We start from the raw sequence: 22,681 nt of genomic DNA, 5'->3' as shown, positions 1-22,681 counted from the left end.
AAGGCCGGACTGCGAAAGCAGTCCGGCCTTTTTGCTGGCTGGCTGGCCGCGAACGGCCCGGCCAGCGGGTCCTCAGATCTTGACCGTGTTCATGTACTGGTTGAACGGGTATTCCGAGAAGCGGTTCCACAGGATCTGGTCGCGCTGGAATGCGCGCATGTCCTGGTGGATTTTCTTGAAGTCGGGCGACTTGGCTTCGTGCTCGGCGAACACTTCCATCGAGGCCTTGAAGCCCGCGTCCATGACGGCCTTGGGGAACGGCTTCAGCTGGGTCTTGGCAGCCACGAGGCGCTTGAGCGCGACAGGGTTGTAGGCGTCGTACTTGGCGATCATGTCGCGCGCGGCAACCTTGGTCGCTGCGTCCAGGATGGCCTTGTTCTCGTCCGACAGCTTGGCGAATGCCTTGTTGTTGATGAAGAACTCGAGGTCGGCGCCGCCTTCCCACCAGCCGGGGTAGTAGTAGTACGGGGCGACCTTGTTGAAGCCCAGCTTCTCGTCGTCGTAGGGGCCGACGAACTCGGCGGCGTCCAGCGTGCCCTTTTCGAGCGCCTGGTACACGTCGCCCGCGGGCATGTTCTGCGACACCACGCCCAGCTTGGCCATGGCCTCGCCGAACACGCCGCCGCCCATGCGCATCTTCAAGCCCTTCAGGTCTTCGACCGTCTTGATTTCCTTGCGGTACCAGCCGCCCATCTGCGTGCCGGTGTTGCCGGCGCTGGCGGTGCGGAAGTTGTACTGCGCGAAGAAGGCGTCGAGCAGCTTGCGGCCGTTGCCGTAGTCCTTCCAGGAATCGGTCTGGCGCGCGGTCAGGCCGAAGGGCACTGCGCAGCTGAAGGCGAAGATCGGGTCCTTGCCGGTGAAGTAGTAGGCCGCGGTCTGCGCCATTTCGAGCGTGTCGGCCTGCAGGGCATCGACCACGCCGAACGCGGGCATCAGTTCACCCGCGGGGTGGACCGAGATCTCGAACTTGCCGCCCGACAGCGCCTTGACCGTCTTCGAGAGCATCTCGGCGCTGCCGAAGATGGTGTCGAGGGAACGGGGAAAGCTCGACGCGAGGCGCCAGCGAATCGCGGCTTGCGCGTGAACGGCCGGCGCGATGCCAGCGGCCAAAACGCCGGCGATGCCGGCGTTTTTGATGAGGGAACGACGATCCATTGAATGCACTCCGAGTTCTTGGAAAAAACGAAACGCGGCTTGTGACCGCGTTGGGGACTTTTGTGTAAGTCTTCTTGATTGTAAAAACGCGCTTACAGGTGCCCGGCGGGGGTTTACCCTGCGCTGGAAACGTAGCGCTGGCGAATGGCGGCCTCGATGCCCGCCGCGTCCAGGCCGATGCCCGACAGCAGCTTGGCCGGGTCGCCATGTTCGATGAATCGGTCGGGCAGGCCCAGCTGCAGCACCGGCTTGTGCACGTTCGCGGCCTGCAGTGCTTCGAGCACCGCACTGCCCGCGCCGCCCATGATGGCGCCCTCTTCGAGCGTGACGATCGCGTCGTGCGTGGCCGCCACCTTCAGCAGCAGCTCGACGTCCAGCGGCTTGGCCCAGCGCATGTTGACCACCGTGGCGTCGAGCGATTCGGCGGCGGTGAGCGCAGGGTACAGCAGCGTGCCGAACGCGAGGATGGCGATGCGCTTGCCTTCGCGGCGAACCTCGCCCTTGCCGAACGGCAGCGCGTCGAGCGACAGGTGCGGCGCCACGCCGGCACCCGCGCCGCGCGGATAGCGCACCGACACCGGGTGGTTCTGTTCGTAGGCACTCGACAGCAGCTGGCGGCATTCGCGCTCGTCGGCCGGGCACGCGATGCTCATGTTCGGAATGCAGCGCAGGAACGGAATGTCGTACGCACCCGCGTGCGTCGCGCCGTCGGCGCCGACCAGGCCCGCGCGGTCGAGTGCGAACACCACCGGCAGGTTCTGGATCGCCACGTCGTGGATCAGCTGGTCGTAGGCGCGCTGCAGGAAGGTCGAGTAGATCGCCACCACCGGCTTGAGCCCTTCGCAGGCCAGACCGGCCGCGAAGGTCACAGCGTGCTGCTCGGCAATGCCGACGTCGTAGTAGCGCTCGGGGAAGCGCTTCTCGAACTCCACCAGCCCCGAGCCTTCGCGCATCGCGGGCGTGATGCCCACGAGGCGGCCGTCGGCGGCGGCGGTGTCGCACAGCCACTGGCCGAACACCTGCGTGAAGGTCTGCTTGACCACGGCGGTCGACTTGACCAGCCCCACCTGCGGATCGAACTTGCCGGGGCCGTGGTAGGCCACCGGGTCGGCCTCGGCCAGCTTGTAACCCTGGCCCTTCTTGGTGACCACGTGCAGGAACTGCGGGCCGTCCAGGTGCTTGAGGTTTTCGAGCGTGGGCACCAGCGAGTCGAGGTCGTGGCCGTCGATCGGGCCCACGTAGTTGAAGCCGAACTGCTCGAACAGCGTGGCCGGCACGACCATGCCCTTGGCATGCTGCTCGAGGCGCTTGGCCAGCTCAAACAGCGGCGGTGCGTTGCGCAGCACGCTCTTGCCCACGTTCTTGGCGGCGGCGTAGAAGTTGCCGCTCATCAGCTGCGCGAGGTAGCGGTTGAGCGCGCCCACCGGCGGGCTGATCGACATGTCGTTGTCGTTCAGGATGACCAGCAGCTTGCAGTCGCACACGCCGGCGTTGTTCAGCGCCTCGAAGGCCATGCCGGCCGTGAGCGCGCCGTCGCCGATGATGGCCACGGTGTGGCGGTCCTCGCCCTTCTGCTTGGCGCCCATGGCCATGCCCAGGGCGGCCGAGATGCTGGTCGACGAGTGCGCCGTGCCGAAGGTGTCGTACTCGCTCTCGGTGCGCTGCGGAAAGCCCGAGATGCCGCCGAACTGGCGCAGCGTGGGCATGCGCTCGCGCCGGCCCGTCAGGATCTTGTGCGGGTAGGTCTGGTGGCCCACGTCCCACACCAGCCGGTCGTGCGGCGTGTTGAACACGTGGTGCAGCGCGACCGTGAGCTCGACCGTGCCGAGGTTGGAGCTCAGGTGGCCGCCGGTGCGCGAGACGTTGTCGAGCACGCAGGCGCGCACCTCGTCGGACAGCTGGCGCAGCTGGGCCCGGTCGTACTTGCGGATCGGCGCGGGGTCGTGGAGTGTGGGGAGCAACGGAGCCATGAGGAGGTTTGTTCTTTTCTCTCAGCGGTCGCGATCGACCACCATGTGGGCCAGCGCGCGCAGGGCGGCCGTGTCGGCCAGGCCGCTCCGGTCCAGCGCGGCGAGCGCGTCCGCCAGCAACTGGCGGGCCTGGGCCCGCGCGCCGTCGAGGCCGAGCAGCGAAACGTAGGTGGGCTTGTCGGCCGCGGCGTCCTTGCCGGCGGTCTTGCCCAGGGTTTGCGAGTCGGCGGTGACGTCGAGGATGTCGTCGACCACCTGGAACGCGAGGCCGATGGCCGCGCCGTAGCCGCGCAGCGCGTCCAGCGCCGTGGCGCTGACGGGGCCGCAGGCCGCGCCCATCTCGACGCTGCCCTGCAGCAGCGCGCCGGTCTTCAGGCGGTGCATTTCGCGCAGCTGCGCTTCGTCCAGTGCAATGCCCACGCTGGCCAGGTCGATCGCCTGGCCGCCGGCCATGCCCTGGCTGCCCGCGGCGCGCGCGAGCAGGCGGCACAGCGTGGCCTGGGTGGCGGGGGAAATCTCGTCGCCTTCGGGCGTCAGCAGCTCGAAGGCCAGGGCCTGCAGCGCGTCGCCGGCCAGCAGCGCGTCGGCCTCGCCGAACTTCACGTGCACCGTGGGCTTGCCGCGGCGCAGCACGTCGTTGTCCATGCACGGCAGGTCGTCGTGCACCAGCGAATAGGCGTGGATCAGCTCGGTGGCGCAGGCCGCACGCAGCGCCGCGGCAACGTTGCCGCCGACGGCTTCGCTGGCGGCCAGCACCAGCAGGGGCCGCAGCCGCTTGCCGCCGTCGAGCACGGCGTAGCGCATGGCGTCGCCCAGCAGCACGGGGGCATCGACGCCGACCCAGCGCGACAGCGCCGACTCGACGTTCGCCAGATGGGGTTCGCTCCAGCCGGCCAGGGTCTTCGCGTCCCAACGGGGGGAATTCATCGTGGTGGCGGTGCTCATTCGGCCGCCCAGACCTTCAGGCTGCCCGCGTCGAGCACCTTGATCTGGTCTTCGACCGCCTGCAGCTTGTCGCGGCAGAAGGCGAGCAGCGCGGCACCGCGCTGGTAGCTGCCGAGCAGCTGGTCGAGCGGCAACTGGCCCGATTCGAGTTCCGCGACCAGTTGTTCCAGCTCCTGGAGCCCGGCTTCGTAACTGGCGGGCAGCGGACCGGTGTCGGGCGTCGCCGCCGGGCTGGACGTGGAAGGAGAAGGCACCTTGGGCATGCAAGCGAAACGTGGGTGAAACCGGGCATTTTAGGGCGGGGACCAAAACAGGGGTCCCCGGGTACAATGCGAACTTCTCTCGTTGACGAAGTCAGCGCACCTCTTCGGGCCGCCGATCCACACAGGCGGCGCCTTTCCGTTCTTTTTCCTTTCCTCCCTGTGGGGAGCTTGGTCAGGTCCTCCATGTCTGATTTAAGTCTTCAACTGCAGCAGGCCACGAGCCAACTTCCAGTTTCCGCGTATTTCGACGAGGCCCTGTATGCCCGCGAAATGCAGAACCTTTTTGCGCGAGGGCCCCGCTACGTCGGCCATCGCCTGGCCGTGCCCGAACAGGGCAACTTCCACACCCTGCCCCAGGAGCACCAGGGCCGCGCGCTGGTGCACACGCCCAAGGGCGTGGAGCTGATCTCCAACGTCTGCCGCCACCGCCAGGCCCTGATTCTTCAGGGCCGGGGCCAGCTCGACAACCAGGCCGGCGGCAACATCGTCTGCCCGCTGCACCGCTGGACCTATGCCGCGAGCGACGCCCGCACCACCGGCACGCTGATCGGCGCCCCGCATTTCGATCACGACCCCTGCCTGAACCTGCACAACTACCCGCTCACCGAATGGAACGGGCTTTTGTTCGAGAAGAACCCGGACGGCTCGGGCCCCGACGTGGCGGCCGACATGGCCGGCCTCGGGCCGCAGGCCGACCTCGACTTCTCGGGCTACGCGCTCGACCGCGTCGAGCTGCACGAGTGCAACTACAACTGGAAGACCTTCATCGAGGTCTACCTCGAGGACTACCACGTCGGCCCGTTCCACCCGGGGCTGGGCAGCTTCGTCACCTGCGACGACCTGCGCTGGGAGTTCAAGCCGCGCTATTCGGTGCAGACGGTGGGCGTGGCCAACCGCCTGGGCCGCGCCGGCAGCCCGGTCTACCAGAAGTGGCAGGAGCAATTGCTCAAGTACCGCGACGGCAAGCCGCCGAAGTACGGCGCCATCTGGCTGACCTACTACCCGCACGTGATGGTCGAGTGGTATCCGCACGTGCTCACGGTGTCGACCCTGCACCCCGTGAGCCCGACCAAGACGCTCAACATGGTCGAGTTCTTCTACCCCGAGGAAATCGTCGCCTTCGAGCGCGAGTTCGTCGAGGCCCAGCAGGCCGCCTACATGGAAACCTGCGTGGAGGACGACGAGATCGCCGAGCGCATGGACGCCGGGCGCCGCGCGCTCATGCTGCGCGGCGACAACGAGACCGGGCCCTACCAGAGCCCGATGGAAGACGGCATGCAGCAGTTCCACGAGTGGTACCGCGTGGCCATGCAGAACAAGATCGCGTGACGCTCGCCCTGGTGCCCGCCGCGCGAACGCATCCAGCAAGTCCCGGGGCCACCCGGGCACCTCTTTCTCCCCCTTCCCTTTCATAAAGTAGAGACGATGCAAGCGCTCTGGATGGTGCTCGGCGCCTTTTTGTTCGCCACGATGAGCGTGGTCGTGAAGATCGCCTCGGCGTGGTTCAACAGCGGCGAAATGGTGCTCGGCCGCGGGCTGATCGGCATCGTCTTTCTCTGGCTGCTGGCGCGCAACCGCGGCGTGTCGCTGGCCACCCGCTACCCCGGCATGCACGCCTGGCGCAGCACCATCGGCGTGGTGTCGCTCGGCGCGTGGTTCTATGCCATCGCCCACATGCCGCTGGCCACCGCCGTCACGCTCAACTACATGAGCAGCGTGTGGGTCGCGGCCTTCCTGGTCGGCGGCGCGCTGCTGGCCTGGGTGCCCGTGCCCGGGCGCGACGGCCGGGTGGAGCGCCCGCCGCTGCAGGGCGTTCTGGCCATGACGGTGCTCACCGGGTTCGTGGGCGTGGTGCTCATGCTCAAGCCCAGCGTCAACGGCAACGAGGGCTTCGCGGGCCTGCTGGGCCTGCTGTCGGGCCTCACGGCCGCGTTCGCCTACATGCAGGTGGTGGCGCTGTCGCGCATCGGCGAGCCCGAGCTGCGCACCGTCTTCTATTTCGCGGTCGGCTCGGCCGTGGCCGGCGCCTTCGCCACGGCCGCCACGGGGTTTTCGGGCGGCGGCGCATGGACGTGGCAGCATGCGCTGTGGCTGCTGCCGATCGGCTTGCTGGCCGCGCTCGGACAGCTGTGCATGACGCGCGCCTACGCCACCGCCAAGACGCAAGCCGGTACGCTGGTGGTCGCCAACCTGCAGTATTCGGGCATCGTCTTCGCGGCGTTCTACAGCGTGGTGGTGTTCGACGACCACATCGACAGCGCCGGCTGGGGCGGCATGGCCCTGATCATTGCGAGCGGCATTGCTGCAACCGTGTTGCGGCAACGGGCGGTGCCCAAGGCGCCGGCCGAAGAGCACTGAACCTCATTTTTTCGAAGGAGCACGCGCCATGTACACCACCCTCATCTCCGTCGAACAACTCCAGCAGCTGCAGGCGGGCGATCAGCCCTTCATGGTCTTCGACTGCAGCTTCGACCTCATGAAGCCCGACGCCGGCGCGCAGCAGTACGCCGCCGCGCACATCCCGGGCGCGCACCACGCCAACCTCGACACCGACCTGAGCGCCAGGCACGGCGCCCCCGGCGCGCACGGCGACGTGGTGGTGGCGCAGGACGACGGCGTGCCGGCCTCCGGCGGGCGCCACCCGCTGCCCAGCCGCGAGAAATTCGCGCAGTGGCTCTCGGGCATCGGCTTTGCCAACGGCATGCAGGCCGTGGTGTACGACCGCAACGGCGCCAACTACTGCGGGCGCCTGTGGTGGATGCTCAAGTGGATGGGCCACGACGCCGTGGCCGTGCTCGACGGCGGCCTGCAGGCCTGGCAGGCCGCGGGCGGCGAGGTCACGAACCGCGAGGAGCCCGCGCGCTTCCAGTCGAACTTCGTCACGGGCGAGCCCATTGCGAAGCTCGTCACCACCGCCACGGTGGTGCGCCGGCTCGGCCAGCCTGACCAGAACCTGATCGATGCGCGTGCCGGTGCACGTTACCGTGGCGAGGTGGAACCTCTGGACCCGATTGCCGGTCACATCCCCGGGGCACTCAACCGCCCCTTCGCCGAGAACATCGGTCCCGACGGCAAGTTCAAGCCGGCATCGCAATTGCGTGCCGAGTTCGAATCGCTGCTCACGGGACGCGACCCGGCGAGCGTTGTCCACCAATGCGGCAGTGGCGTGAGCGCCGTGCCCAACCTGCTCGCGATGCAGATCGCGGGCCTGGGGACGACCGCGCTCTATGCCGGCAGCTGGAGCGAATGGAGCAACACGCCGGGGCTGCCGACCCGGCAAGGCGCTGAACCATGACATCGACGAATCGACGACTCCGGACACTGCAACGCACCACCGGTCTCGCACTGGCCGCCGCCCTCTTCGCGGCCGCCCCGTTCCTCACGGCCCAGGCGCAACAGCAGCACGCGCACGTGCACGGCCAGCTCAAGCTCGACGTGGCCGTCGACGGCCCCACGGTGGTGATCGACATGGAGTCGCCGCTGGACAACATCGTGGGCTTCGAGCGCGCCCCCAAGACCGACGCCGAGAAGAAGGCCGTGGAAGAAGCCGTGGCCCAGCTGCGCGCGGCCGACAAGCTCTTCGCGATCGACCCCGCGGCCAACTGCAAGCTCGGCCCGGTCGACCTGCGCTCCGGCGCGCTTGGCCTGGGCAACCCCGACCCCGCCGAACCCGCCGGCCATGCCGACCTCGACGCCACCTTCTCCTTCAACTGCACCAACGCGGGTGCCGCCAAGTTCATCGACGTGAACCTGTTCGGCGCGTTCAAGGGCCTGCGCCAGATCGACTCGCAGATCGCCTCCGCGCAAGGCCAGTTCAAGCGCCAGCTGAAGCGCCCGGCCGGAGCGCAGGCCGCGCAGCCCGCCCGCCTGAGCTGGGGCAAGTAGCACGTGAGCACCACCCATCAGGCGGCGTCGGCAGCGGCGGCCGGCTCGCCCCTGCGCGTCGTGCTCGCCGCCGAGGCGCTGCGCTTCACCTGGCCCGGCGGCAAGACGCCGTGCATCGACATCGAGGCCTTTCGCATCGCGGCCGGCGAATCGGTGTTCCTGCACGGCCCGAGCGGCTGCGGCAAGAGCACGCTGCTGTCGCTGCTGGCCGGCGTGCTGGTGGCCGACGAAGGCCGCGTCATGCTGCTGGGCCACGACTGGTCCCAGCTCTCGGGCACCCAGCGCGACCGCAGCCGCGTGGCGCACGTGGGCTACATCTTCCAGCAGTTCAACCTGCTGCCCTACCTGAGCGTGCTCGACAACGTGCTGCTGCCCTGCCGCTTCTCGGCCCGGCGTGAAGCGCAGGCCTCGCGCAACGGCAACTCGCGCGCGGAGGCCGAACACCTGCTCGACCAGATGGGCCTGGACCGCAACCTGTGGAAGCGCCAGGCGCTGCAGCTTTCCGTGGGCCAGCAGCAGCGCGTGGCCGCGGCGCGCGCGCTCATCGGCCAGCCCGAGGTGGTGATTGCCGACGAACCCACCTCCGCGCTCGACGAGGACCGGCGCGAAGCCTTCCTCGACGTGCTGCTCACGGCCTGCGTGGAAAACCACAGCGCGCTGGTGTTCGTGAGCCACGACCAGCGCATTGCGCAGCGCTTCGCGCGGCACGTGCTGCTGCCCGAGATCAACCGCGCAGCGACCAGCGCCATGGCGGTGGACGCATGAAGGCGCTTTTCTCCATTGCCTGGCGCAGTGCCTGGAACCGCCGCTTCACGCTCGCGCTCACGGTGTTCTCCATCGCGCTGTCGACCTTCCTGCTGCTGGGCGTGGAGCGCATCCGCACCGAGCTGCGCGAGAACTTCGCGTCGTCCGTCTCGGGCACCGACCTGATCGTAGGGGCGCGCACCGGCTCCACGCAACTGCTGCTGTACTCGGTGTTCCGCATCGGCGCGGCCACCAACAATATCTCCTGGAAGAGCGTGCAGGCGCTGCAGGCGCACCCCGGTGTCGACTGGGTGGTGCCGCTGTCGCTGGGCGACTCGCACCGCGGCTTTGCGGTGCTGGCCACGTCCACCGACTACTTCACGCGCTTTCGCTACGGCGACAGGCAACTGCTGAAGATGCGCGAGGGCAAGCCCTTCAGCGAACTGTTCGACGCCGTGGTCGGCGCCGAGGTGGCCGACAAGCTCGGCTACCACGTGGGCCAGAAGATCACGCTCGCGCACGGCAGCGGCGAGCTCAACGTGGCCGAGCATGCCGACAAGCCCTTCACCGTGGTCGGCGTGCTCGCGCGCACCGGCACGCCGGTCGACCGCACGGTGCACATCGGCCTGGCGGCCATGGAAGCCATCCACCTCGAATGGGTGGGCGGCGCGCCCATGCCGGGCGTGCACATTCCGGCCGAGCAGGTGCGCAAGTTCGACCTCACGCCCAAGAACGTGACGGCCGCGCTGGTGGGCCTGAAGAACCGCGCGGCCGTGTTCGGCGTGCAGCGCTGGATCTCCACCTACACCGGCGAGCCGCTCATGGCCATCCTGCCCGGCGTGGCGCTCGACGAGCTGTGGAGCGTGATCGGCATCGGCGAGAACGCGCTGCTGCTCATGTCGGCGCTGGTGGCGCTGGTGAGCCTCGCGGGGTTGGTGTCGGTGGTGATGGCGGGGCTGAACGAACGCCGCCGCGAGCTCGCCGTGTTGCGCGCCGTGGGCGCCGGCCTGCGCCACGTGCTGGCCCTGCTGGCGCTCGAAGGCGCGATGGTCACCGTGCTGGGCGTGGCCTTCGGCCTGGTGATGGCGGTGCTGGGCATCGCCCTGCTCTCGCCATGGCTGCAGGCGCAGTTCGGGCTGACACTGAGCCTGTCCGAACCTACACTGAACGAATGGCTGCTGATGGCAAGCCTGCTGGTCGCCGGCTGGTTGGCAAGCCTGCTGCCCGGCATCCGCGCCTACCGCCTCTCCCTTGCCGACGGCCTCTCACCGAGAATCTGAACCATGCCTATCGCCAACGCAACGACCTCCAAGGCCTTCCTGCGGCTTTCCATGCTGATCGCCGGCGCCGGCCTCGCGGCCGCCGCCTGGTCGGCCGAGCCCGCCGCCAAGGACACCACCGCCACCAACCCGCTCGGCGGCAAGGCAGCGCCGCCGGCCGCCGCCAAGGCCACGCCGGGCCAGCCGCGCCAGATCACCTGGGAAGAACTGGTGCCCAAGGACTGGGACCCGGCCAAGGAGTTCAAGGGCCTCGACCTGGGCGCGCTCGACGACGGCGACCCCAAGGCCAACGAGCTGCTCATGAAGATGCAGGAGGTGTCGAACAACGCACCGACCAACCCCTCGATGAACGGCGTGGAAGTGAAGATCCCCGGCTTCATCGTGCCGCTCGAGGAAGCCAAGGGCGAGGTCACCGAGTTCCTGCTGGTGCCCTACTTCGGCGCCTGCATCCACACGCCGCCGCCGCCGGCCAACCAGATCCTGCACGTGGTGCCGCAGAAGGGCGCCAAGTTCCGCGCCATGGACACCGTGTGGGTCACCGGCAAGCTGCAGACGCTGCGCAACGACTCCATGATGGGCGTGAGCGGCTACCACGTGAGCGCCACCAACGTCACCAAGTACACGGGCGGCGCCAAGTAAGGGACCGCTCGCGTGAGCCGGGTGGCCCGCGGCCTCCCGGCCGTGTGGTTCTGCGCCGACAGGCTTGACGGCGCGCCACCGACACAGACCGTTGCATCCGCGGCGCAGGCTTTGTCATCGCCTGTTGCCGCGCGCCGTTGAAAGAGTTCCGGGCACGACACCGGTGTTCTCATGGAACTCGAGATGACAAACAACAACCTCGCCCCGCGACTGCTGACGATCTCGCTGTGCATCGGCGCACTCGTTCTCGCAGGCTGCGACAAGACCCCTGTCACGCCCAGCCAGCCGGTCGTGGCCGGCGATCCGGCGACCGGCATCCCCGCGCCTTCGGTGCCGCAGACGCCCGCGGCAGCCGCGCCGGCCGCAGCGGTGCCAGCCGCCTACACGCCGCCTGCCGCCGAACAGCTCTACCAGATGGTCGCGCCCATCGCGCTGTACCCCGACAAGCTGGTGGCACAGATCCTGGCCAGCGCCACCTACCCCGAGCAGATCACCGCCGCGCACGCGTGGCTCGGCCAGAACCGCAGCCTCAAGGCCGGTCCGCTGGCCGATGCGGCCAACCAGCAGCAGTGGGACCCGAGCGTGAAGTCGCTCACCGCCTTCCGCCCCGTCGTGGACCAGCTGGCTGGCAACATCCCGTGGACCACGGCGCTCGGCGAGGCCTACTACAACGACCCGGCCGACGTGATGAACGCGATCCAGGTCATGCGCCAGCGCGCCGCCAAGGCCGGCCGCCTGAAGAACAACGACAAGCTGCGCGTGGCCAGCGCCGCCACGCCGCGCAACTACGTGCCCGCACCGGACATGCAGGCGATGTACGGCGGTCCGGCCGTGATCGAGGCGCCGCAGGAGCTCATCACCATCGAGCCCGTGCAGCCCGACGTGGTGTACGTGCCGGCCTATGACCCGCAGGTGATCTACGGTGCGCCGGAGCCGGTGTACCCGGGCTATGCGTACGCGCCGCCGGTGGAAGTGGCACCGGGCTACAGCGGCGGCCAGCTGGCCGCGGCCGGCGTGCTCGCCTTCGGCGCCGGCGTGGTGGTCGGCAGCGCGCTCGAGCGGCACGGCTGGGGCTGGAATTCCTGGAACGTGAACTGGGGCGCGCCGCGGGCCCGCGGGCGCGACCGCGACCGTGGCGCACCGCCGCCGCAGGCCTTCGCGCGGCCCGCCGTCGTCTACAACAACAGCACCTACATTTCGCGCTCGACCACCGTGGTCAACAACGTGAACGTGCGCAACCCGAACATCAACAACGGTGGCGGTCGCGGCGGTGTGCCGCCCAACTTCGCGGCGGGGCCGGCCTTCGCGCAGCAACAACAGGCGCAGCAGGCACAACAGCAGCAGGCCATGCTCGCGCAGCAGCAGCAACAACAGCGCCAGCAACAGCAGGCCGCGATGGCACAGCAACAGGCCCAGGCACAGGCTCAGCAACAACAAGCCCAGCAGCGCGCGCAGCAGCAAGCCCAGCAACAACAGGCACAGCAACAGCAAGCCCGTCAGTTGCAGGCGCAGCAGCAACAGGCGCGCGACCAGCAGCAGCAAGCGCGGCAACAGCAGGAGCAGCAACGCCGCCAGCAGATGCAGCAAGCCCAGCAGGCGCAACAACAGGCCCAGCAGCAGGCACGCGGCGGCAACCCGCCGGGGCTGCAACAGCAGCAACAGCAAGACCCGCAGCGCCGCCAGCAGCTGCAGCAGGCCCAGCAAGCACAACAGGCCCAACAGCAGGTGCAGCAACAGGCGCGCGGCGGCAATCCGCAAGGACCGCAACAGCAGCAACAACAGCAACTTGCCCAGCAACAGCAACGCCAGCAGCAGCAGGCCCAGCAAGCCCAGCAGCAGGAGCAGCAACGGACCCAGGCCGAGCAGTCACGGCGCCAGCAACAGCAGCAACAGGCAGCCCAGAACCAGGCGCAACAGCAGCAAGCCCAGCAGCAGGCCCAGCAACGCGCGCAGCAACAGGCGCAACAGCAACAACAGCAGGTCCAGCGCCAGCAACAGCAGCAGCAAGCGCAACAACAGGAGGCGCAGAACCAGGCTCGGCAGCAGCAACAGGCGCAGCAGGAGCAGATGCGCCGCCAGCAACAGGCTCAACAGCAGGCACAGCAGCAGCAAGCCCAGCAACAGCAGGCGCAGCAAGCGGCGGCAGCCCAGCAGCAGGCCGCCCGGGCTCAGCAACAACAGCAGCAACAGCAACAGGCGATGCAGCAGCAGCGCCAACAGCAGATGCAGCAACAACAGCAGATGCAACAAGCCCGCGCACAGCAGCAGGCCCAACAAGCACAACAGGCCCAACAGGCCCAACAGCAGCAGCACCAGCAACAACAAGCTCAGCAGCAGCAGGCCCAGCAGCAACAGCGGGCGGCCGCGGTGGCGGCAGCCGCGCAACGCCAGCGTCCGCCCCGCCCCGGCGAGCCCGGACAGCAGCCCTGACGTTGCGCTGTCAGCGAGCGGTCAACCGAACGCTCAGCGCTTGACGCGCGCCGTGCCCTTCTTCGCCGCGACAGGTGCAGGGGCCGGCGCAGAGACCGGCGGGGTCTTGCGCCTGCGCGAGACCACCGGTGCAGGTGCCGGCGTCATCATCGGTGCCTCGCGCGCCGACTTCATGTGCCCGCTCTCGCCAATCGTCATGCCCACGATGCGCGCCAGCTGCCGGCTCACGCTCACATAGGCATGGCCGAGCCGGCTGTCGAAGTACAGCGAGTCGCCGCGCCCGAGGCGCACCACCTCGCCGTTGTCGAAGTGCACGTCGATCTCGCCTGAGAGCACATAGGCGAACTCCTCGCCCGCGTGCCGCACGAAATCCTCGGGCCCGTGAACCTCGCGCGCGTGCACCGTGCCGACGATCGGGCTCATCTGCTTGCCCGCCGCCGTGGTGCCCAGGAACTCGTAGGCAATGGCCAGCCCGCGGTACACCACGCCCTTGCCCGCCCGCGTGACCACCGGCCCGTCGAGCTGCGCGGGCTTGACGCCAGCGCCCGCGAACATGGCGTTCATGTCCATGTCGAGCGCACTGCCCAGCGCGGTGAAGTTCTCGTAGCCCAGCGCGAGCTGGCCGCGCTCCGCGCGCGAGATGGTGGTGATCGACACGCCCGAGCGTTCGGCCAGCTGCGCCAGCGTCCAGCCGAAACGCTTGCGCGCGGTGCGCAGCCGATGGCCGAAAGTGGTGCGGTCCAGGGTGGGAGGCTGCTCCCTGGGCCTGGCTGCCGGCTTGTTCCCTGTGTGTGGATTCACGCGCGTCTTTCTCTTGTGATGCAGGCAGATTCTGCCAGCCCCGCCGCGCGCCATCCATGCCAACCCGGGTGACGCGGGCCCGGAAGTTGCGTATACGCAAATTGCGTGAACGCAAATTTCACCGATACGGTGCGCCATGGTTTCCCCTTGGTGGGGTTCTTTTTATTTGCGTATCCGCAAATTTGTTCCTACACTTTTCGCCGATGACATCTTCCACACCCACTCCTGTCGCGGCCGATTTCCTGATCATCGGCGGCGGCATTGCCGGGGCCTCGGCGGCCCACTGGCTGGCACCGCATGCCCGCGTGATCCTGCTGGAGCGCGAATCGCAGCCCGGCTACCACTCCACCGGCCGCTCGGCCGCCCTCTTCATGGAAAGCTACGGCACGGCGCAGGTGCGCGCCCTTACCATGGCCAGCCGCGCCTTCCTCGAACACCCGCCCGAAGGCTTCTGCGAGCACCCGCTGCTCACGCCGCGCGGCGCGATGATGGTCGCGGGCGCCGAGCACATGGCCGAGCTCGAAGCCCACTGGGAGGTGCTGCGCGCCATGGACACCGGCGCCTCGCGCCTGAGCGGCGAGCAGGCCCGCGAGAGGGTGCCGGTGCTGCGCCCCGACCAGGTGCTGGGCGCCGTGTACGAGCCCGACGCCGCCGACATGGACGTGCACGCCATCCACCAGGGCTACCTGCGCGGCATGCGGCGCGCCGGCGGCCAGCTGGTGTGCGATGCGGGCGTGACCTCCATCGAGCGCGTGGGCGAACGCTGGCGCGTGGAGGCCGGCGGCAACGTGTACGAGGCGCCGGTGGTGCTCAACGCGGCGGGCGCCTGGGTCGACACCGTCGCGCAGCTGGCCGGCGTGCCGCCGCTGGGCATCGAGCCGCGCCGCCGCTCGGCCTTCATCTTCGCGCCGCCCGAAGGCGCGAACGGCAAGGCCGACGAAAGCGTGGCGCGCTGGCCCATGGTGTTCGGCGCCGACGAGGGCTGGTACATCAAGCCCGACGCCGGCATGCTGCTCGGCTCGCCCGCCAACGCCGACCCGGTCGAGCCGCAGGACATCCAGCCCGAAGAGCTCGACATCGCCATCGCCATGCACCGCATCGAGGAGGCGACCACGCTCAGCATCCGCCGCCCCACGCGCACCTGGGCCGGCCTGCGCTCCTTCGTGCCCGACGGCGACCTCGTGGGCGGCTTCGAGCCCGGCGTGCCCGGCTTCTTCTGGGTGGCGGCGCAAGGCGGCTACGGCATCCAGACCTCGGCCGCCATGGGCGAGGCCTGCGCCGCACTCGCGCGCGGGCTGCCGCTGCCCGAGCGCATCGCGTCGTTCGGGCTCACGGCCGAGATGCTGGGCCCGCAGCGCTTGCGCGCGGCCAAGGCCGACTGATACAGCAGCTACGGCTGATGCGCCCGCTACCCGTCCCCAAGAACAACCCTTCCTCACGAGTCCCCACCATGCGTGTCTTCAGTGCCTCCCTCGCCACCGAAACCAACACCTTCGGCCCGATGCCCACGGGCATCGCCTCCTTCCAGGACCGCGGCTACTTCCCCGCCGGCCAGCACCCCGATGCGCTCACGCTGTACTCGGGCCCGCTGTGGGCGGCGCGCATCCGCGGCAAGGAAAAGGGCTGGACGCTGCTCGAAGGCATGGTGGCCGGCGCGCAGCCCAGCGGCACCACCACGCGCCACGCCTACGAGACGCTGCGCGAGGAAATGCTGAACGACCTGCGCGCCGCGCTGCCGGTGGACATGGTGCTGCTCGGCCTGCACGGCGCGATGGTGGCCGACGGCTACGACGACTGCGAAGGCGACATGCTGCAACGCGTGCGCCAGATCGTCGGGCCCGGCGTGGTGATCGGCGCGGAGCTCGACCCGCACAACCACCTCACGCCCGCGATGGTGGACAACGCCGACGTGATGATCTCCTTCAAGGAGTACCCGCACACCGACATCCTGGAGCGCGGGCTGGAGCTGGTCGACATCTGCGCGGCGGCGGTCGAGGGCAAGGTCAAGCCGGTGGCGGCGGTGGTCGACTGCGACATGATCGTCACGGTGCACACCTCGCGCGAGCCGGCGCGCGGCTTCGTGGAGCGCATGCAGTCGCTCGAAGGAAAGGACGGCGTGCTGACCGTCTCGCTCACGCACGGTTTCTCTTGGGGCGACGTGCCCGAGATGGGCACCAAGGTGCTGGTCTACACCGACGGCGACCAGGCCAAGGCCGACGCGCTGGCACGCCAGCTGGCCGACGAGGTCATCGCCATGCGCGACGGCCTCACGGTGAACTACCCCGGCATCGACGCCTCGCTCGACGAGGCGCTGGCCTTCGACGGCGGCCCCGTGGTGCTGGCCGATGGCGCCGACAACCCCGGCGGTGGCGCGGCGAGCGACTCCACCTTCATCCTGAAACGCATGCTGGAGCGCGGCATCGGCAACGCGGCGCTCGGACCGATGTGGGATCCGATCGCGGTGCGCATCGCCTTCGACGCGGGCGTGGGTGCGCGGCTGCAGATGCGCATCGGCGGCAAGATCAGCCCGCTGTCAGGTGACCCGCTGGACCTCGACTGCACGGTGAAGGCGCTGAAGCACGACCTGGTGATGACGGGCCTGTCGAACACGCCCATTCCCATGGGCGACTGCGCGCTCGTGGAGGTCGGCGGCATCGACATCGTGCTGATCACGCGGCGCAACCAGGCCATGGGCACCGACATGTTCACGCAGCTGAGCTGCGACCTGGCCACGAAGAAGATCGTGGTCGTGAAGTCTTCGCAGCATTTCTATGCGTCGTATTCGAAGGTGGCCAAACACGTCATCTACGCGGGCGCGCCCGGCGCCGTGACGCTCGACCTGAACACGCTGCCCTACCGCAAGGCACGCCTGCCCAAGTGGCCGATCGGCGCCGCGGCCTGAGCGCCTTCCTTCTTTTCTTCTTGCCCCTTTCCTGACTTTCTTTCGCCCCCACCGACCGGAGAACCGACGATGAAACGACGAACGCTTGCCGCCCTCGCTGCCCTGGCCATTTCAGGCGCCTTTGCCGCGGGCCTTCCCGCGCTCGCCCAGACACCGCCCAAGACCCTGAAGGTGGTGGCGCATGCCGACCTGAAGATCCTCGACCCGACCTTCACCACGGCCTACATCTCGCGCAACTTCGGCTACATGGTGTACGACACCCTGTTCGCACAGGACGCCACGGGCAAGCCGCAGCCGCAGATGGTCGAGAAGTACACCACCTCGAAAGACGGCAAGCAGTGGAGCTTCACGCTGCGACCGGGACTGAAGTTTTCCGATGGCAGCGCCGTCACCTCCGCCGACGCCGTGGCCTCGCTGCAGCGCTGGGCCGCGCGCGACAGCCTGGGCCGCGCCATGACGGCCGTCGGCGCCGAGTGGAAGGCCACCGACGCGCGCAGCTTCACGCTCACGCTGAACGAGCCCTTCGGCATGGTGCTCGACGCGCTGGCCAAGCCCTCGGGCTTTCCGCCGGTGGTGCTGCCCGAGCGCCTGGCCAAGATGCCGGCCACCGCGCCGCTGCCCGAAGTGCTGGGCTCCGGCCCCTTCATCTTCAAGCGCGACGAATGGGTGCCGGGCAACAAGACGGTGTTCGTGCGCAACCCCAACTACGTGCCGCGCAGCGAGCCGCCGAGCGGCCTGGCCGGCAGCAAGAAGACCAGCTTCGACCGTGTCGAATGGCTCTACCTGCCCGACGCCAACAGCGCCGTGTCCGCGCTCAAGCGCGGCGAGGTCGACTTCATCGAGCAGCTGCCGCCCGACTACATTGCGCCGCTGCGCGCCGACACCAACATCAAGATCGGCTCGGGCGGCGCCTACCAGGCCTTCCTGGTGATGAACCAGCTGCACGCGCCCTTCGACAACCCGAAGGTTCGCCAGGCGCTGATGCAGGCCGTGAACCAGGAACGCTTCGTGGCCGCCATGGGCTTCCCGCTGGACATGCGCATGGCCTACTGCGCCACCTACTTCATCTGCGGCAGCCCCAACGACACCTCCGCCGGCGCCGAGCCCTACCGCAAGGCCGACGTGGCCAAGGCCAAGAAGATGCTGGCCGACGCCGGCTACAAAGGCGAGAAGGTGGTGCTGATGGTGCCCAGCGACGTGCCCTACCTCAACGCCGAGGCGCTGATGGCCGCGCAGACCATGAAGAGCATCGGCATCAACGTCGACGCGCAAAGCATGGACTGGGCCTCCATCGGCGCGCGCCGTGCCAAGCGCGACGCGGCCGACGCAGGCGGCTGGAACATGTACGTCACGGTGGCCGGCGAGTTCGACGCCAACTCGCCCATCGCCAACGCCTACCTGGGCGCGGCCTGCGGCAACACATTGCCCGGCTGGCCCTGCGACAAGCCGCTGGACGAGTTGCGCACCGCCTGGCTGAAAGAGACCGTGCCGGCCAAGCGCAAGGAACTGCTCGACGCCTTCCAGGCCCGCGCCTTCGAGGCCGTGCCGTACATCAACGCGGGCCAGTACTCGGCCGCGAACGCCGCGCGCTCGAACCTCAAGGGGCTGGACAAGCTCTGGGCCGGCATGCCCGTGTTCTGGGCGCTCGACAAGTAAGCCCGGCGAACGGCGCGCACAGGGCACCCCATGGGCTACATCGTTCGACGCTTTCTCTCCACGCTGCCGGTGATGGCGGTGGTGGCCGTGGTGGTGTTCCTGCTGATCCACCTCTCGCCGGGCGACCCGGCCGCGCTGATCGCGGGCGACCTCGCCACCACCGAGGACATCGACAAGCTGCGCGCCGCGCTCGGCCTGAACCTGCCGCTGTGGCAGCAGTTCACGCTGTGGCTGGGCAAGCTGCTCACCGGTGACCTGGGCACGTCCATCTTCACGCAGGTGCCGGTGGCGCAGTTGCTGGGGCAGCGGCTGGAGCCCACGGTGTCGATCGCGGCGCTCACCATGCTCATCACGCTGGTGGTGGCGGTGCCGCTGGGCACGCTCGCGGCCTACCGCGCGGGCAGCTGGATCGACCGGCTGGTGATGCTGTTCGCGGTGCTGGCCTTCTCGGTGCCGGTGTTCCTGGTCGGCTACCTGCTGGTCTACACCTTCGCGGTGCAGCTGCCGTGGTTTCCGGTGCAGGGCTACGCGCGCTTTGCCGACGGGCCGCTGCAGTGGCTGAATTCGCTGGTGCTGCCCTGCGTGAACCTGGCGCTGGTGTACATCGCGCTGGTGACCCGCATGACGCGCGCCACCGTGCTGGAGGTGCTGCACGAGGACTACATCCGCACCGCGCGCGCCAAGGGCCTGGGCGTGCTGCCGGTGCTCGGGCATGCGCTGCGCAACGCGGCCATTCCCATCGCCACCACCATCGGCGCGGGCATTGCGCTGCTGATCGGCGGCGTGGTCGTCACCGAGACGGTGTTCGCCATTCCGGGCGTGGGCCGGCTGGTGATCGACTCCGTGCAGCGCCACGACTACCCGGTGATCCAGAGCGTGCTGCTGCTGTCGGCGGGCGTGTACGTGCTGATCAACCTGCTGATCGACCTGAGCTACCGCCTGTTCGACCCGCGCATCCAGTACTGAGAGCCCCACGCCATGTCCACGGTACTTCCCTTGAACACCATGCCCGCTCCCGCCCCTGCATCCGCCGACACGGCCGCCGACGAAGCGCCCTTCGTGCCGCCGCGCTGGCGCTGGGTGCGCAAGCATCCGACGCTGATCATCGGCGCGCTGCTGCTCATCGCCGTGGCCGTGCTGTCGCTGGCCGCGCCGTGGATCGCCACGCACGACCCGCAGGACATCGACCCGCTCGCGCGCATGCAGCCGCCTTCGGGCGAACACTGGTTCGGCACCGACGCGCTGGGCCGCGACGTGTTCAGCCGCGCCGTGTGGGGCGGGCGCGTGTCGATGATCGTGGGCGCCGCGGTGGCCGTGCTGGCCACCTGCTTCGGCGTTGCGCTCGGGCTGGTGTCGGGCTTCGTGCGCTGGGCGGACGGGCCCATCATGCGGGTGATGGACGGCCTCATGGCCATCCCCGGCATCCTGCTGGCCATTGCGCTCATGGCCGTCACGCGCGCCAGCCTCGCCACGGTGATCGTCGCCATCACCGTGCCCGAGATTCCGCGCGTGGTGCGGCTGGTGCGCTCGCTGGCGCTCACGCTGCGCGAGCAGCTGTTCGTGGAGGCCGCGCACGCGGTGGGCACGCGGCTGCCGGCCATCCTGCTGCGCCACGTGCTGCCGAACATCGTGGCGCCGCTGGTGGTGCAGGCCACTTTCGTGGCGGCGGCCGCGGTGCTGACCGAGGCCGCGCTCTCGTTCCTGGGCGTGGGCGTGCCGTCGCAGACGCCGAGCTGGGGCAACATGATGGCCGAGGGCCGCAACTTCGTGACCGTGGCGTTCCACATCATCCTGTACCCGGGGCTGCTGCTGGCGGCCACGGTGCTGGCCATCAACCTGCTGGGCGACGGCCTGCGCGATGCGCTCGACCCGCGCCTGGCACGCCAACTGTGAGCAACGCGCCATGAGCATCACCATGTCCCACACCGCGCTCGCACCGGGCGAACCGCTGCTCGAAGTCGACAACCTGCGCACCCACTTCCACACGCTGGCGGGCGTGGTGCGCTCGGTCGACGGGGTTTCGTACACCGTGCGCGCGGGCCGCACGCTGGGCGTGGTCGGCGAATCGGGTTGCGGAAAGAGCGTGACGGCGCTGTCCATCCTGCGGCTGGTGCCCACGCCGCCGGGCCGCCACATGGGCGCCGTGCGCCTGCGCGGCGCCGACCTGATGCAGCTGAGCGAACGCGAGATGCGCCAGATTCGCGGCAACCGCATCTCCATGATCTTCCAGGAGCCGATGACCTCGCTGAACCCGGTGCTCACCGTGGGCCGGCAGATCGCCGAGACGGTGCAGTTGCACCAGAAAGCCAGCCGCGCCGACGCGATGAAGCGCGCGGTGGAAATGCTGCGCGTGGTGCAGATCCCCGAGCCCGAGCGCCGCGTGAACGAGTATCCGCACCAGCTGTCGGGCGGCATGCGCCAGCGCGTGATGATCGCGCTGGCCCTGGCCTGCAACCCCGAGGTGCTGATCGCCGACGAGCCCACCACCGCGCTGGACGTGACCATCCAGGCGCAGATCCTCGACCTCATCAAGCGGCTGCAGAAGGAGCTGGGCATGGGCGTGGTGATGATCACGCACGACTTGGGCGTGGTGGCCGAGAGCTGCGACCGCGTGGTGGTGATGTACGCCGGCAAGAAGGTGGAAGAAGCCGACGTGATCGACCTGTTCGACCGCCCCTTGCACCCCTACACCCGCGCGCTCATGGCCTCGATGCCCGCGATGAACACCGCGAGCACGCGGCTCACCGAGATACCGGGCCTGGTACCGGCCGCGCACGAGCTGGGCCGCGGCTGCGCCTTTGCGGCGCGCTGCGGCCATGCGCGCGAACGCTGCCGCACCGAGACGCCGCAGCTCTCGCAGCAAGGCAGCGACCACGTGGTGGCCTGCTTTGCGGTCGAGGAACACTGGGAACAACCGGCCCGCGCCGAGGAGATGGCCGCATGACGACGACCGCCGAAACCGCAGCGCCCCTGCTGCAGGTGCGCAACCTGCGCAAGCACTACACCTCGCCCAAGCGCTGGCTCGCCAAGGCGAAGCCGCCGATCCAGGCGGTCGACGGCGTGTCGTTCTCGGTGGCGCGCGGCGAAACGCTGTCGCTGGTGGGCGAGTCGGGCTGCGGCAAGACGACCACGGCGAAGTCGGTGCTGCGGCTGGTGGAGCCCAGCGCGGGCTCGGTGCGGCTCGAAGGCGAGGAGTTGCTGTCGCTCTCGGCCGAAAAGATGCGCCTGCGCCGGCGCGACCTGCAGATCATTTTCCAGGACCCGTATGCCTCGCTGAATCCGCGCCTCACGGCGGGCGACATCGTGGCGGAGCCGTTGCGCAACTTCGGCATGGGCGCGGCGGCCGAACGGCGCGAGCGCGTGCAGTGGTTGTTCTCGCGGGTCGGGCTGCGGCCTGAAGCGGCGAAGAAGTTTCCGCACGAGTTCTCGGGCGGCCAGCGGCAGCGGCTGGGCATTGCGCGCGCGCTGGCATTGAACCCCAAGCTCATCGTGTGCGACGAGCCCGTGTCCGCGCTGGATGTGTCGGTGCAGGCGCAGGTGGTCAACCTGTTGATGGACCTGCAGGCCGAACTGGGCATTGCCTACCTGTTCGTGGCGCACGACCTGGCGGTGGTGCGGCACATCAGCCATCGCGTGGCGGTGATGTACCTGGGCCACATCGTGGAGGTGGCCGACCGCGACACGCTGTTCTCCGCGCCGCTGCATCCGTACACCGAGATCCTGCTGTCGGCCGTGCCGGTGCCCAACCCGCGCACGCCCGCGCGGCGCATGTTGCTGCAGGGCGATCCGCCGAGCCCGGCCAATCCGCCTTCGGGGTGCCGCTTTCATACGCGTTGCCCTATGGCGCAGGCTGTGTGCAAGGAGCAGGTGCCTGAGCTGGGAGAACGCACTTCTTCTTCCAGTGGCGGTCATTGGGTTGCTTGCCACTTTCGATGAGATGAAACGCGGCTGTTCAGGGTGCGCTCACGCCGACGGGGTGGGCGTTATCCGGAGCAGTTGTTGATCGGGCGA

20 protein-coding genes are annotated in these 22,681 nt (G+C 68.9%); 15 read left to right on the top strand and 5 right to left on the bottom strand.

Translation table 11 applies throughout. The annotated features are described in order from the left end of the window. Window positions 1–72 precede the first annotated feature (72 nt). From BM013_RS06865 to xseB, 4 genes are all read right to left on the bottom strand, one after another. Window positions 73–1,155 carry a TRAP transporter substrate-binding protein gene (locus BM013_RS06865; RefSeq protein WP_093124480.1) on the bottom strand — a complete coding sequence of 361 codons (1,083 nt, stop codon included), beginning with the start codon at window positions 1,153–1,155 and terminating at the stop codon, window positions 73–75. A gap of 113 nt (window positions 1,156–1,268) precedes the next feature. Further along, entirely contained in the window at window positions 1,269–3,125 is a 1,857-nt protein-coding gene (gene dxs / locus BM013_RS06860; protein ID WP_093124477.1) for a 1-deoxy-D-xylulose-5-phosphate synthase, read from the bottom strand. Between the two features lie 21 nt (window positions 3,126–3,146). Then, window positions 3,147–4,052 (bottom strand): polyprenyl synthetase family protein, encoded by a 906-nt coding sequence (locus BM013_RS06855; protein ID WP_093125195.1) that lies wholly within the window; start codon window positions 4,050–4,052, stop codon window positions 3,147–3,149. Between the two features lie 14 nt (window positions 4,053–4,066). After that, complete coding sequence (gene xseB / locus BM013_RS06850) at window positions 4,067–4,333, bottom strand: exodeoxyribonuclease VII small subunit (protein ID WP_093124474.1); 267 nt, start codon at window positions 4,331–4,333, stop codon at window positions 4,067–4,069. Between the two features lie 183 nt (window positions 4,334–4,516). Between xseB and BM013_RS06845 the strand changes: the two genes are divergently transcribed. The 8 genes from BM013_RS06845 (at window position 4,517) to BM013_RS06810 (ending at window position 13,311) form a co-directional block, all read left to right on the top strand. Then, window positions 4,517–5,662: an aromatic ring-hydroxylating oxygenase subunit alpha gene (locus BM013_RS06845; RefSeq protein ID WP_093124472.1), complete on the top strand. Its 1,146-nt coding sequence runs from the start codon at window positions 4,517–4,519 to the stop codon at window positions 5,660–5,662. A 96-nt stretch (window positions 5,663–5,758) separates the two neighbouring features. After that, the gene (locus BM013_RS06840) at window positions 5,759–6,691 is read left to right on the top strand and encodes a DMT family transporter (protein WP_256219785.1); all 933 of its coding nucleotides are present in this window, start codon (window positions 5,759–5,761) and stop codon (window positions 6,689–6,691) included. Between the two features lie 28 nt (window positions 6,692–6,719). Beyond that, window positions 6,720–7,628, top strand: a complete 909-nt coding sequence (locus BM013_RS06835) for a sulfurtransferase (RefSeq protein ID WP_093124469.1) — start codon at window positions 6,720–6,722, stop codon at window positions 7,626–7,628. Then, a complete protein-coding gene (locus BM013_RS06830) occupies window positions 7,625–8,218 on the top strand; it encodes a DUF2796 domain-containing protein (protein ID WP_093124467.1) in 594 nt (197 codons plus the stop codon). Before BM013_RS06835 ends, BM013_RS06830 begins: the two co-directional genes overlap by 4 nt. 3 nt (window positions 8,219–8,221) lie before the next feature. Beyond that, window positions 8,222–8,983, top strand: a complete 762-nt coding sequence (locus BM013_RS06825; RefSeq protein WP_093124464.1) for an ABC transporter ATP-binding protein — start codon at window positions 8,222–8,224, stop codon at window positions 8,981–8,983. Further along, window positions 8,980–10,242 carry an ABC transporter permease gene (locus tag BM013_RS06820; protein ID WP_093124463.1) on the top strand — a complete coding sequence of 421 codons (1,263 nt, stop codon included), beginning with the start codon at window positions 8,980–8,982 and terminating at the stop codon, window positions 10,240–10,242. Before BM013_RS06825 ends, BM013_RS06820 begins: the two co-directional genes overlap by 4 nt. Window positions 10,243–10,245: 3 nt before the next feature. After that, window positions 10,246–10,881 carry a DUF3299 domain-containing protein gene (locus tag BM013_RS06815; protein ID WP_093124461.1) on the top strand — a complete coding sequence of 212 codons (636 nt, stop codon included), beginning with the start codon at window positions 10,246–10,248 and terminating at the stop codon, window positions 10,879–10,881. 183 nt (window positions 10,882–11,064) lie between these two features. Then, on the top strand, window positions 11,065–13,311 hold the full coding sequence (locus tag BM013_RS06810) for a DUF3300 domain-containing protein (RefSeq protein ID WP_256221408.1): 2,247 nt from the start codon (window positions 11,065–11,067) through the stop codon (window positions 13,309–13,311). A 33-nt stretch (window positions 13,312–13,344) separates the two neighbouring features. On the opposite strand, the gene BM013_RS06805 is transcribed toward BM013_RS06810, so the two are convergent. Continuing rightward, complete coding sequence (locus BM013_RS06805; RefSeq protein WP_256221407.1) at window positions 13,345–14,112, bottom strand: helix-turn-helix domain-containing protein; 768 nt, start codon at window positions 14,110–14,112, stop codon at window positions 13,345–13,347. Window positions 14,113–14,315: 203 nt separating this feature from the next. Here BM013_RS06805 and BM013_RS06800 point away from each other — a divergent pair, with 203 nt between their 5' ends. From BM013_RS06800 to BM013_RS06770, 7 genes are all read left to right on the top strand, one after another. Continuing rightward, window positions 14,316–15,494, top strand: a complete 1,179-nt coding sequence (locus BM013_RS06800; protein ID WP_093124457.1) for an NAD(P)/FAD-dependent oxidoreductase — start codon at window positions 14,316–14,318, stop codon at window positions 15,492–15,494. Window positions 15,495–15,562: 68 nt separating this feature from the next. Beyond that, window positions 15,563–17,014 carry a M81 family metallopeptidase gene (locus BM013_RS06795; protein WP_093124455.1) on the top strand — a complete coding sequence of 484 codons (1,452 nt, stop codon included), beginning with the start codon at window positions 15,563–15,565 and terminating at the stop codon, window positions 17,012–17,014. A 69-nt stretch (window positions 17,015–17,083) separates the two neighbouring features. Then, complete coding sequence (locus BM013_RS06790) at window positions 17,084–18,670, top strand: ABC transporter substrate-binding protein (protein ID WP_093124454.1); 1,587 nt, start codon at window positions 17,084–17,086, stop codon at window positions 18,668–18,670. A gap of 30 nt (window positions 18,671–18,700) precedes the next feature. Next, window positions 18,701–19,636, top strand: coding sequence for an ABC transporter permease (locus BM013_RS06785; RefSeq protein WP_093124453.1), 936 nt, complete (start codon window positions 18,701–18,703; stop codon window positions 19,634–19,636). A gap of 12 nt (window positions 19,637–19,648) precedes the next feature. Then, a complete protein-coding gene (locus tag BM013_RS06780; RefSeq protein ID WP_371268840.1) occupies window positions 19,649–20,563 on the top strand; it encodes an ABC transporter permease in 915 nt (304 codons plus the stop codon). Between the two features lie 10 nt (window positions 20,564–20,573). After that, window positions 20,574–21,614: an ABC transporter ATP-binding protein gene (locus BM013_RS06775; protein ID WP_093125189.1), complete on the top strand. Its 1,041-nt coding sequence runs from the start codon at window positions 20,574–20,576 to the stop codon at window positions 21,612–21,614. Further along, a complete protein-coding gene (locus BM013_RS06770) occupies window positions 21,611–22,606 on the top strand; it encodes an ABC transporter ATP-binding protein (RefSeq protein WP_093124449.1) in 996 nt (331 codons plus the stop codon). Before BM013_RS06775 ends, BM013_RS06770 begins: the two co-directional genes overlap by 4 nt. Window positions 22,607–22,681 lie beyond the last annotated feature (75 nt).

This window comes from Variovorax sp. OK605 (assembly GCF_900115445.1).
Taxonomy (GTDB): domain Bacteria; phylum Pseudomonadota; class Gammaproteobacteria; order Burkholderiales; family Burkholderiaceae_C; genus Variovorax.
The sequence above is the reverse complement of the archived record's forward strand: the minus strand, read 5'-3'. Positions and strand labels throughout refer to the sequence as shown.